The following is a 388-nucleotide window of genomic DNA, read 5'->3' on the forward strand; positions in this document are numbered from 1 at the left end:
TCGTCGGCGAGGTCGTCGCGGGCCACGCCGGTGACGGTGGCGTAGCGCAGCTGCATTGCCTGGACCGAGCGGGCGACCTTGGTGGGTTCGAAGACGTCCACGGGGGAGGGTTTGCCGGTGTCGATCTGGCAGAAGTCGCAGCGCCGGGTGCATTCGGAGCCGCCGATCAGGAAGGTGGCTTCCTTGTCTTCCCAGCATTCAAAGATGTTGGGACAGCCGGCCTCTTCACAGACGGTGTGGAGGCCTTCCTTTTTGACGAGGTTCTTGAGCTGGACGTACTCGGGGCCCATCTGGACCTTGGCCTTGATCCACTCCGGCTTGCGTTCCACCGGGGTGGCCGCATTCCGCTGCTCGATCCGCAGCATTTTCCGGCCTTCTGGTGCCAGGG

1 pseudogene is annotated in these 388 nt (G+C 64.2%); it reads right to left on the reverse strand.

The features are described from left to right. Positions 1-386 (reverse strand): annotated as a pseudogene (locus QCD75_RS21965) (lipoyl synthase); the annotation flags it as partial. Positions 387-388 lie beyond the last annotated feature (2 nt).

Source organism: Arthrobacter sp. PsM3 (assembly GCF_030433895.1).
In the GTDB taxonomy this organism is placed as follows: Bacteria; Actinomycetota; Actinomycetes; order Actinomycetales; family Micrococcaceae; genus Arthrobacter.